Below are 10,752 nucleotides of genomic sequence, written 5' to 3'. Positions count from 1 at the left end.
AACGTGGGTTCAACGCTCGTGCGCGGCCGCATGCTCAAACCGCCGCCTTAAAATCGTGCCCCTCTTAGAAGCTCGACGGGGCCTTGTCAAGAAAAAGCGGGTGGTCTGGGTCGAATTGCTTTTTCCGGCAGGAGATATATAGATGGTGTTTATTCGTTGAATACTATTTTTCGGAAATTCGCGCAAGTTACCTGATTGCGTCCCCATCAACGACGGCTCACTGCCTGGCCGGCAGGCCGGAGTCAGTCGATCTCGGCCAGGTCTTGCGCCGGCGGGCTGCCGGCCACCCAGACCCCACGCAGGCATCCGGCAGGCAGAGCGTCGCACAGGCCCGCCGCAAAGCCTTGCCGGGGGGCGGCCTGTTGCAGCTCCCGGGACATCGGGACCTCCGCTCCAACCGGCAGCGGCACGCCCATCCGATCGCTGCCGATTTTCAGTCTAACGGATTTTCCCGTGGGGTATCACGACCCGCCGTATGGTTCCCGGCATCCCGCCGGAATTGTCCTGAAACGCTGACATGGGATTGCCTATGCGCATGCCGGCAACCGATCCGCAGTTGACAGGAGCGGCGGCTTCCGCTTTAACCGGCCTGTGGAAAAGAGGTCCAAAGCGGGTTGGCCCGCAGGTTTCATCGCAACCGGGACAGGATGCACAGGCAGCCGCCGGCAAAACCACTGGAGTCCATTCATGCACTTGAAAAGCGTACACATTGCCCAGGACCGGTTCCCGACAACCGAGGCCTATCCCTTCAACCTGCCGATCATCCAGCATACCCGGACCATTGACTTTCCGGCGCCGGTGACCGTTTTCACCGGCGAGAACGGCACCGGCAAATCGACCCTGCTCAAGGCATTGTGCCGGCGGTGCAATATCCACATCTGGGAAGGCATGCACCGGGCACGATACAAGGCCAACCGGTACGAAAACATGCTGCACCTGTCGCTGGACGTCGAGTGGGCCGACGGTGCGGTGCCCGGGTCCTTTTTTTCTCCCGAGCTGTTTCGGAACTTCTCCCAGCTGGTCGACGAGTGGGCGACCGGCAATCCGGGCCTGCTGGACTATTTCGGCGGCCAATCGTTGATCACCCAATCCCACGGGCAATCCTGCATGGCTTATTTCCGATCCATCTACCAGGTCAAAGGGCTGCACTTTTTGGATGAACCCGAAGCCGCCCTGTCGCCTGAAACGCAATTGCGACTGCTGCAGGTGTTGACGGCAATGAGCGCCGCCGGCCACGCCCAGTTCATCATCTCCACCCATTCGCCGATTCTGATGTCATGCCCGGGCGCATCGGTGTATGATTTCAACCAGCGATCCATCGCACCCACGGCCTACCAAAAAACCCGGCACTACCGCATCTACAAGGAGTTTTTCAGCCATGGCGCCTGACCCAACCGTCACCGTCACAAGGGGTTACCTCCCGGGGGCCATCGGCCGGATCACCGAGCTGCATGGCACCTACTATGCCGAGCAGTGGGGATTCGACCTTTTCTTCGAAGCCAAGGTCGCCACGGAGCTGTCGGCGTTTCTCAGGGCCTACGACGCAAAACGGGATGCCATATGGCTGGCCACCGTCGCTGGCCGGGTCGAAGGCGGCCTGGCCATCGACGGCACCCATGCTGCAGACAAAGGTGCCCACCTGAGGTGGTTCATCCTCTCCGATGCCCTGCGCGGCAAAGGGATGGGTCGGCAGTTGATCCACCGCGCGGTCGAGTTCTGCGTGGAAAAAGCCTACCCGAAAATCTTTCTCTGGACCTTCGAGGGCCTCGACGCTGCCAGGCACCTGTACGAGAGCGTCGGGTTCAGCCTGGCCTGTCAGCAAAAAGGCAGCGGGTGGGGCACCCCGGTCAATGAACAATTGTTCGAATGCAGGCCGTCAGCGGGGTGAAGCCGGAATGACCCCCCTTCACGGGATCAAGTAGGCCGCTGCGGATCAGCAAAACCAGCGTCCATCAAGCCTGCCGCAGGCGAACAGCGGGCGCTCGATATTCATTGTCCAGCATTTAAGCCATCTCGGGCCATGGCAACCTGCCGGCTCACCCAGCCCCTCCTTTTGTCTTATTGCCACGGTTTCAGCGCTCAGCCCTTTGAAAAAACCCGTCGAGAGTCTTCCGCCGGTGCCTCGCCCGCCCCCGCATCAGTCGACAAGACATCCTGCCGGAAAGACGACAGTCACATCCCGCCAGACGAACCCAGGCCTGTTTTCGTCAAATTTAAAAAACGAGGCCACCTTGTTTATATCTATATTATATAAAATTACTATAATTACTATACCTATTATGCCTGTATTGATTTAGTTATTATTGTTTTTATGTTTTTTTCATTTTTTTATTGACAACCCATGGCGACCATGTTTTAGATGTTACCAGGGCTGTTAATAGCAATCCTTTTTTCAGTCGCTTCAGCATCGACAGGTTGAACCGCCATCCTGGTATCCACATGCAACCCAGCCTGCTCACGATCATCGTGCAGGAAGCGACCATCCATCCCGGATCAGAAACATGCCCACCGGTCGGTTTGAGACCGGGTACGCCGTTTACGACCAGGCCGTTCCAAACCGTATGAAACCACCACTCGTTCGAAGGAGGGATTGGAAAATGGAGGATACACTTACCGTCTTCAAGGCCAGCAAGTTCTGCAATGTTTCCTCGAAAACCATCATCAACTGGATCGAGGCCGGACACATCAAGGCCTACAAAACCGTTGGCGGACACCGGCGCATCAAGCGCAGCGACATGGAGGCGTTCATGCGCGGCCAGGGCATCCCCATCCCGGATACCGAGATCGAGGATGAACGCAAGCGCATCCTCGTGGTGGACGACGATCCCATCATCGTGGAAACCATCGTGCAGGCACTGGAGGAGGACGAATTCGACTACGAGGTGATCAGCGCGTCGGACGGATTCGAGGCTGGCCTGCAGGTCAACCACTTCCACCCGCACCTGATGATCCTGGACATCATGATGCCGGACATCAAGGGCAACGAGGTGTGCCGCAAGATCAAATCAAACGAGGCCACCAAGGAGACCAAGATCATCGTCCTGTCCGCCTACCTGGACGAGGAGAAATTCAAGGAGATGAAGGGCCACGGTGCCGACATCTGCTTTTCCAAGCCGCTTCCCCTGCCCCAGCTCAAGGAGGAGGTTGCCCGGCTGCTGGACCTGAAGTAGGCGTCCGAATCGCGTTTCGGCCATCAATAAGGAGGCGTAGCATGAAACTCAAGGAAGCGCTGGAAAAAAAGAAATTTGTGGTTACCTCGGAAGTCCAGGCCCCCATGGGCGACGACGATCCCGAAGCGCTGGTCGAGAACCTGAAACGGATCCGGGGTCGCATGGACGGCGTCTCGATTGCCGAGGTTGAGTTGGAGGGTGTCGTGGGCGACAGCATCCGCACCTGCGAACTGCTCAACCAGAACCGCTTCGACGCCATCTATCAGACCACCACCCGGGACAAGAACCGCATCCAGCTGCAGAAGGACCTGACCCAGGCCCACGAGTCCGGCGTGGAGAACCTGCTCGTGTTCACCGAGGATTACCGCATCTCCGGCGAGAGCCTGCAGGAAACCATGTTCTTCCACGTGGATTCGGGCAAACTGGCATCCGTTCTGGAACACCTGAAGGACGGGCGGACGGTGGACGGCAAGCAGCTGGAACAAAAGGTCGAGTTCATCATGGGCTCCGGCGTTGAGTCCCTCTGGGGCAAGAGTGTCCCCAAACAGGGCATGCAGGAGATGGAGACCATGCGCGGGCTGGGCACCGGATACTTTCTGACCACGCCTATTTTCGACCTGGATCAGTTCCAGCGGTTCCTGCGGCAGGTCAAGACCTTCGGTGTTCCGGTTATCGCCGAGGTGATGCTGCTCAGAAACGCCGCCATGGCCCGCTTCATCAACCGGCACTTCAAGGCCGGCCTGGTCCCGGACTGGGTCATCCAGAAGCTGGACAAGGCTCCCAGCAAGCAGAAGGCCAGCATCGAACTGTTCGCCGACACGATTAAGGGGCTGCGCGACCTTTGCGACGGTGTCCACATCATCACCCTGGGCGGCATCGACAAGATCCAGCCGTATTTAGACGCGGCCAAAATAAGGTAGGATTCATCCAGAAATGGCATCTTTTGCACCAGGACGGCATTCTCCCGCTCTTGATATCCTCGACGTAGCGCTGCTACGCCTGCGGTTTCAAGGGCGCTGCGGCCTTGCCCTGGACTAAAATCTACCATTTTTGAATGAACCCTAAGTAGAAATTGTCTGTGTTAACAGTGCTGAAGGCCAATACAATTGACCGCTTGGGCTTCAGTTATTCAACCTCGATCTGACCGTCAATGGTGTTGTGAGCGTTGATTCCCGGGGGAACTGCCGTTGCCCGGGCAACGTTCGCTGCATATCCTGCAGAATACGATGAAAAAAAGTGAATTTACCGGTCGGTCCCGTCGCTCCCATCCATGGGCAGAATTGTCCGGCGGGCCTTCTCCAAGCCGATGCTCACACACTGATTCGCGCCAACGGCAACCTGTCTCGCAATGCCGCGCCAACATGGCCGGCCGAATATAAGGCCAATTAAGGAGTTAGACCGAGGGCTGCCGGTTACTTGCCAGAGGCGCTGGTATCCGCTCTTTCAGCCTTCCACCTTCAACCCAACCACCTGTGTGGTCGAGGAGGTCATTGCCATGACGTCACCCATCGAACTGGACGACCTGGAGTGTGAATTCAAGGAAGCGGTGTTGGACAAGGTGCCCGATGCCCTGCTGGATCGCTGCATGACCTGCGGCACCTGCACCGGCGGCTGCCCTGCATCCGGCCTGATGAACATGGACCCGCGCAAGCTCCTGCGCATGGTGAACCTGGGCATGGACGAGGAGGTTAAAAAATCCAAGTGGGCCTGGGTGTGCACCATGTGCGCCCGCTGCGTGAATGCCTGCCCCATGAAAATCAACATCCCCAAACTGGTCTACAACATGCGCGGTGCCTGGCCCCGTGACAAGCGCCCCAAGGGCATCCGCGGATCCTGCGACCAGCACATCCGGGCCGGCAACGCCATGGGCGTGCCCACCGAAGATTTCATCTGGACCGTGGAGGACGTGGCTGAGGAGATCCGCGAGACCCAGCCCGACTTTAAGGATATGCAGGTGTCGGTAGACCGGGTGGGGGCCTACATGGCCATCAACCAGAACTCCCGGGAGCCGGTCACCGAACCGGATGAACTGGGGCCCCTGTGGAAAATTCTGCACCTGGTGGGTGCCGACTGGACCTACCCGTCGGTGATGTGGGCAGGAGAGAACTACTGCCTGTTCCTGGCCGACGAGGAGGGCTGGCGCTACATCATGGAGGAGTTCGTCGACCACATCGACAACAACCTGGGCTGCAAGATGGTGGTCAACACCGAGTGAGGGCACTCCTACTTTGCGATCCTGGAAGGATTGCGCAAGTTCAACATCCCCCACAAGTTTGAATTCACCAGCATCATTCAACTCTATGCCCAGTGGATACGGGAGGGCAAGCTCCAAGTCAACTCGGACTGGAACCGAGACCTGAAGATCAAGTTCACGGTCCAGGATCCCTGCAACATCGTCAGGAAGACCCTGCGCGAGGAGATGGCCGATGAGCTTCGTTTCGTCGTCAAAACCGTCGTCGGGGAAGAAAACTTCGTGGACATGGTTCCCTGCGGGGTCAACAACTACTGCTGTGGCGGCGGCGGCGGCGCCCTGCAGGGCGGCTTCACCGAAGAACGGCGGGCTTACGGCAAAATCAAGTTCGACCAGGTCATGGCCACCGGCGCCAAGTATGTCATCGCCCCGTGCCACAACTGCCACAGCCAGATCGAGGACATGGGCCACCACTACGGCGGCGAATACCACGTGGTGCATCTGTGGACCATCATGTGTCTGGCCATGGGCAATCTCGGTGAAAACGAACGCAGCTACCTGGGACCGGACCTGGCTGGATACGGGCTGTAGTATGAGAACGGAGGTCGGAAGGCTGGGGACTGAGATCGGAATTCAGAATTGAGGAATGGGGAGACGCGATCAGTGAACAGTGAACGGCAAACCACAAACTCAAAACCAAGAATCTCAAACCCGTTCCCCAGATTGGTGGTAGCGTTCCCTCGCCCCCTTGGGGGAGAGGGAAAGGCTATGGGGGAACATCGAAAGACTGAAGACGGAGGACGGATTTCAGATTTCGGACATCGGGCCTCTGACATCTGGATTATGGAATTGAGGAATTGGAGGATACAGATATGGCAAAACAGACTGTAGGTTCTATCCTCGTCGTCGGCGGTGGCATCGCCGGCATACAGGCATCGCTGGATCTGGCCGATTCCGGCTACCGGGTCGTCCTGGCGGAACAGAGCTCGGCCATCGGTGGCGTCATGTCCCAGCTGGACAAGACATTCCCCACCAACGACTGCGCCATGTGCATCATCTCCCCCAAACTGGTGGAAGCCGGCCGCCACCTGAACATCGACCTGTACACCATGACCGACGTCCAGTCGATCGAAGGCGAGGCGGGCAACTTCACCGTCACCCTGCGCCAGCGACCCCGCTTCATCGATATGGAAAAATGCACGGCCTGCGGCGAATGCAGCAAGGTGTGCCCCATCGACGTGTCCAACGACTTCGACCAGGGCCTGGGCAAGCGCAAGGCCGCGTTCAAGCGCTATCCCCAGGCCATGCCATCCGCCTACACCATCGAAAAAAAGGGTACGGCGCCCTGCAAGGCCGCCTGCCCGGCCAATCCCAGTTTCCAGGGATGCATCGCCCTGATGGCCCAGGGTAAATACAAGGAGGCCTTCGAGCTGTTCCGCAGCGAGCACCCCTTCCCCGGCATCTGCGGCCGGGTCTGCCACCACCCCTGCGAAACCGCCTGTACGCGCACCAAGGTGGATGCACCCGTTTCCATCATGGCCCTGCACCGGTTCCTGGCCGACTGGGCCAGGCAGAACGATGTTGTTTTCATCCCCGAAAAGAAGGCGGCCAGACCGGAAAAAGTGGCCGTGGTCGGCAGCGGTCCGGCCGGCCTGGCCTGCGCCTATTTCCTGGCCATCGAGGGGTATGCGGTGACCGTCTTCGAAAAGCACACCGTACTGGGAGGCATGCTGGCCCTGGGCATCCCGGCCTACCGCCTGCCGCGTGAGATCATCGACGAGGAGATCGCGGTGCTGCGTGGTCTGGGCGTCGAATTCAAAACCGGCGTGGACCTGGGAACGGACACCACCATCGGCCAGCTGCGCGAGCAGGGATACAAGGCCTTTTTCATGGCCATCGGCTCCTTAGAGTGCAAACTGCTGGGCATCGAAGGTGAGGAATACGAAGGCGTGTGGCCCGGAATGGACTACCTGCTGCGCACCAACCTGGGTGAGCGGATCGATCTGGGCGACCGGGTGGCGGTCATCGGCGGCGGCAACGTGGCCATGGATTCGGTGCGAACCGCCCTGCGCAATGGATCTAAAAAGCCGTTTATCATCTATCGCCGCAGCGAGGCGGAGATGCCGGCCAACGCCGAGGAGATCCAAGAGTGCCGGGAGGAGGGTGTCGAGATCATGACCCTGACCAACCCGGTGCGGGTCGTCGAAACCGACGGCCGGGTCACGGCCGTCGAATGCATCCGCATGCAGTTGGGCGAACCCGACGATTCCGGCCGGCGGCGCCCCGAACCCATCGCCGGCTCCGAGTTCACCATCGAGGTGGACGCGGTGGTACCGGCCATCGGCCAGGAATCGGACTGGGCCTGCCTCACCGACGAATGCGCCTGCACCCTGAGCGACTGGGGAACCATGAACGTGGACCCGGTGACCCTGCAATCCGGCGATCCGGACATATTTGCCGGCGGCGATGCCGTCACCGGCCCCAAAACCGTGGTGGAGGCCATTGCCGCGGGCAAGACCGCCGCCGAATCGATCCGTCGCTACCTGGCGGGCGAAGACCTTGGCGCCGGCCGGGACACAGCGTTGTTCCCTGTGGAAGACGTGGACCTCTCCACGGCAGTGCCCATCGCGCGCCAGGCCATGCCCATGGCCGAGCCCGATGGGCGCAAAACCACCTTCGACGAGGTCCAGCTGGGACTCGACGAAGCCGCGGTTCAGCGGGAAATCCAGCGCTGCCTGGCCTGCGGGGTCTGCTCGGAATGCTACCAGTGCGTCTCGGCCTGCCTGGCCGAAGCGGTGTGCCATGAAATGACCGAGCAGATCCATGAAATCGAGGTGGGGGCGGTCATCCTGGCTCCCGGCTTCGCGCCCTTCGATCCGTCCATTTACCAGACTTACAGCTATGCCGGTCACCCCAACGTGGTCACTAGCCTGGAGTTCGAGCGCATCCTCTCCGCCTCCGGGCCCTATGCGGGGCACATGGTCCGGCCGTCGGACGACCGCCCGCCAAAAAAGATCGCCTGGCTCCAGTGCGTGGGGTCCAGGGATCTCAACGCCTGCGACAACGGGTACTGCTCGTCGGTCTGCTGCATGTATGCCAACAAGCAGGCGGTCATCGCCAAGGAACACAGTGACGAAGAGCTGGATACGGCGATCTTCTTCATGGACATGCGCACCTTCGGCAAAGATTTCGACAAGTACACCAACCGGGCCCGGGAGGACTACGGGGTGCGCCATATCCGCTCGCGCATCCACTCGGTGTTCCCGGACGAGGACGAGCGGCTGCGCATCGTCTACGCCACCGAGTCGGGCAACAACATGGAAGAGCGCTTCGACATGGTGGTCCTCTCCGTGGGCCTGGCACCCAACCCCGACGCCGTATCCCTGGCCGGGCGGCTGGGTGTCGACCTGAACCACTACAGCCACGCGCAGACCGGTTGCCTGAAGCCGGTGGCCACCAACCGTGAGGGGGTCTTCGTGTGCGGTGCATTTCAAGAGCCCAAGGACATCCCCCATTCGGTAATGGAGGCATCGGCCTCGGCCGCCGCCGCCAGCAGTCTGCTCTCCGATTCCCGCTGGACGCTCTCCCGCAAGCGCGAACTGCCCCCGGAACTGGACGTGTCCGGTCAGGGGCCGCGCATCGGCGTCTTCGTCTGCAACTGCGGCATCAATATCGGCGGTATCGCCGACGTGCCGGCGGTTCGCGACTATGCGGCCGGCCTGCCCCACGTGGTCCATGTGGAGGACAACCTGTTCACCTGCAGCCAGGACTCGCAGGATCATATCAAACAGATCATCAGCGAAAAGGGCATCAACCGGGTGGTGGTGGCCTCCTGCTCCCCCCGCACCCACGAACCCCTGTTCCAGGAGACCATTCGTGATGCAGGCCTGAACAAGTACCTGTTCGAAATGGCCAACATCCGCGACCAGAACACCTGGGTACACATGAGCGAACCGGCGCGAGCCACTGCCAAGGCCAAGGATCTGGTGCGCATGGCCGTGGCCAAGGCGGCCCACATCGAACCGTTGCACCAGGTGAGCCTGGCAATCACCAAGACCGCCCTGGTGATCGGCGCAGGCGTGGCCGGCATGGAGGCGGCGCTGGGCGTGGCCGACCAGGGGGCCGAGGTGGTGCTGGTTGAAAAATCCACCGAGCTGGGCGGGGTGGCCAACCTGCTCAACGCCACCTGGCAGGGAGAACCCATCGGTCCCTACCTGGCCGACACCATCCAGCGGGTAAAGACCCACCCGCGCATCCGGCTGCATACCGGCACACGGGTAAAGCGCACCACGGGCAGCATCGGCAATTTTTCCACCACCCTGGCGTCCGTCAACGGCGATCAGCCGGACACGCTGGTGGCCCACGGGGCCACGATCATCGCTACGGGAGGCAACGAATTCAAACCGGATCTCTACCTGTATGGCAGCCACCCGGACGTGCTCACCCACCTGGACATGGACACGGCTGTCGCCAGCAATGACAAGCGCCTGCTGGTGGCCAGGAGCGTCGCCTTCATCCAGTGTGTGGGTTCCCGGGATGACAAGCGTCCCTATTGCAGCAAAATCTGCTGCACCCACAGCCTGAAAAGCGCCCTTGCCGTAAAGAAAATCAACCCCAGAAAAAAGGTGAGCATCCTCTACCGCGACATCCGGTCGTACGGCTTCCGCGAGGATCTCTACAAGGAGGCCCGGGATGCCGGGATCCTGTTCATCCGCTACGAACCGGAAAACCCGCCGACGGTCGCGACCGACGCCGACAACCACCTGGTTCTCGACGTAACCGACCACGTGCTGCGAATGCCCGTGCGCCTGCGGCCCGACCTGCTGGTGCTGGCCACCGGCGTGGTGCCCACCGCCAACCGCGAGTTGTTCGAGCTGTTCAAAGTGCCGGTCAATGCCGACGGTTTCCTGGTGGAAGCCCACGCCAAGCTCCGGCCGGTGGAGTTCTCCTCCGAAGGCGTCTACCTGGCCGGGTTGGCCCACTACCCCAAGCCGTTGGAAGAGAGCATCGCCCAGGCCAAGGCCGCCGCCTCGCGGGCCATGACCCTGCTCTCCCGCGATGCCATCATGGTGGGCGGCGTGGTTGCCACGGTGGACTCGGGCAAGTGCGCCGCCTGCCTCACCTGTGTGCGGGCCTGCCCCTACGACATTCCCCGGGTGGACGAACACAGCCACGCGGTCATCGATCCGGCCGAATGCCATGGCTGCGGCACGTGCGTGGCCGAGTGTCCGGGCAAGGCCATCAGCCTGGCCCACTTTACCGACGACCAGCTGATCGCCAAGATCGAGGCCCTGTTCATCGCAGCATAAGTCGGAAGTCGGAAGTCGGAAGTCGGAAGTCGGAAGTCGGAAGTCGGAAGTCGGAAGTCGGAAGTCGGAAGTCGGAAGTCGG

7 protein-coding genes are annotated in these 10,752 nt (G+C 60.6%); 6 read left to right on the top strand and 1 reads right to left on the bottom strand.

What is annotated here, in order from left to right:
• Window positions 1–242 precede the first annotated feature (242 nt).
• Window positions 243–380 (bottom strand): hypothetical protein, encoded by a 138-nt coding sequence (locus tag ACZCED_RS23850; protein ID WP_464861958.1) that lies wholly within the window; start codon window positions 378–380, stop codon window positions 243–245.
• 307 nt (window positions 381–687) lie between these two features.
• Between ACZCED_RS23850 and ACZCED_RS23845 the strand changes: the two genes are divergently transcribed.
• The 6 genes from ACZCED_RS23845 (at window position 688) to ACZCED_RS23820 (ending at window position 10,670) form a co-directional block, all read left to right on the top strand.
• Window positions 688–1,389 (top strand): AAA family ATPase, encoded by a 702-nt coding sequence (locus ACZCED_RS23845; RefSeq protein WP_464861957.1) that lies wholly within the window; start codon window positions 688–690, stop codon window positions 1,387–1,389.
• Window positions 1,379–1,888 carry a GNAT family N-acetyltransferase gene (locus ACZCED_RS23840; protein WP_464861956.1) on the top strand — a complete coding sequence of 170 codons (510 nt, stop codon included), beginning with the start codon at window positions 1,379–1,381 and terminating at the stop codon, window positions 1,886–1,888. The genes ACZCED_RS23845 and ACZCED_RS23840 overlap by 11 nt, the downstream gene beginning before the upstream one ends.
• Window positions 1,889–2,597: 709 nt before the next feature.
• Entirely contained in the window at window positions 2,598–3,170 is a 573-nt protein-coding gene (locus ACZCED_RS23835; protein WP_464861955.1) for a response regulator, read from the top strand.
• Window positions 3,171–3,211: 41 nt separating this feature from the next.
• Window positions 3,212–4,090 (top strand): methylenetetrahydrofolate reductase, encoded by an 879-nt coding sequence (locus ACZCED_RS23830; protein ID WP_464861954.1) that lies wholly within the window; start codon window positions 3,212–3,214, stop codon window positions 4,088–4,090.
• 575 nt (window positions 4,091–4,665) lie between these two features.
• A complete protein-coding gene (locus tag ACZCED_RS23825; protein ID WP_464861953.1) occupies window positions 4,666–5,952 on the top strand; it encodes a (Fe-S)-binding protein in 1,287 nt (428 codons plus the stop codon).
• A 281-nt stretch (window positions 5,953–6,233) separates the two neighbouring features.
• Window positions 6,234–10,670 (top strand): FAD-dependent oxidoreductase, encoded by a 4,437-nt coding sequence (locus ACZCED_RS23820; protein ID WP_464861952.1) that lies wholly within the window; start codon window positions 6,234–6,236, stop codon window positions 10,668–10,670.
• Window positions 10,671–10,752 lie beyond the last annotated feature (82 nt).

The organism is Desulfosarcina sp. (genome assembly GCF_055467485.1).
Note: the sequence above shows the minus strand (reverse complement) of the source record. Positions and strands in the feature narration are given on the sequence as shown.

What these genes read in the sequence shown, in the direction of transcription:
- ACZCED_RS23820 (WP_464861952.1), top strand. Translation starts at nt 6,234, where the DNA reads ATGGCAAAACAGACTGTAGGTTCTATCCTCGTCGTCGGCGGTGGCATC.
- ACZCED_RS23830 (WP_464861954.1), top strand. Translation starts at nt 3,212, where the DNA reads ATGAAACTCAAGGAAGCGCTGGAAAAAAAGAAATTTGTGGTTACCTCG.
- ACZCED_RS23845 (WP_464861957.1), top strand. Translation starts at nt 688, where the DNA reads ATGCACTTGAAAAGCGTACACATTGCCCAGGACCGGTTCCCGACAACC.
- ACZCED_RS23835 (WP_464861955.1), top strand. Translation starts at nt 2,598, where the DNA reads ATGGAGGATACACTTACCGTCTTCAAGGCCAGCAAGTTCTGCAATGTT.
- ACZCED_RS23840 (WP_464861956.1), top strand. Translation starts at nt 1,379, where the DNA reads ATGGCGCCTGACCCAACCGTCACCGTCACAAGGGGTTACCTCCCGGGG.
- ACZCED_RS23850 (WP_464861958.1), bottom strand. Translation starts at nt 380, where the DNA reads ATGTCCCGGGAGCTGCAACAGGCCGCCCCCCGGCAAGGCTTTGCGGCG.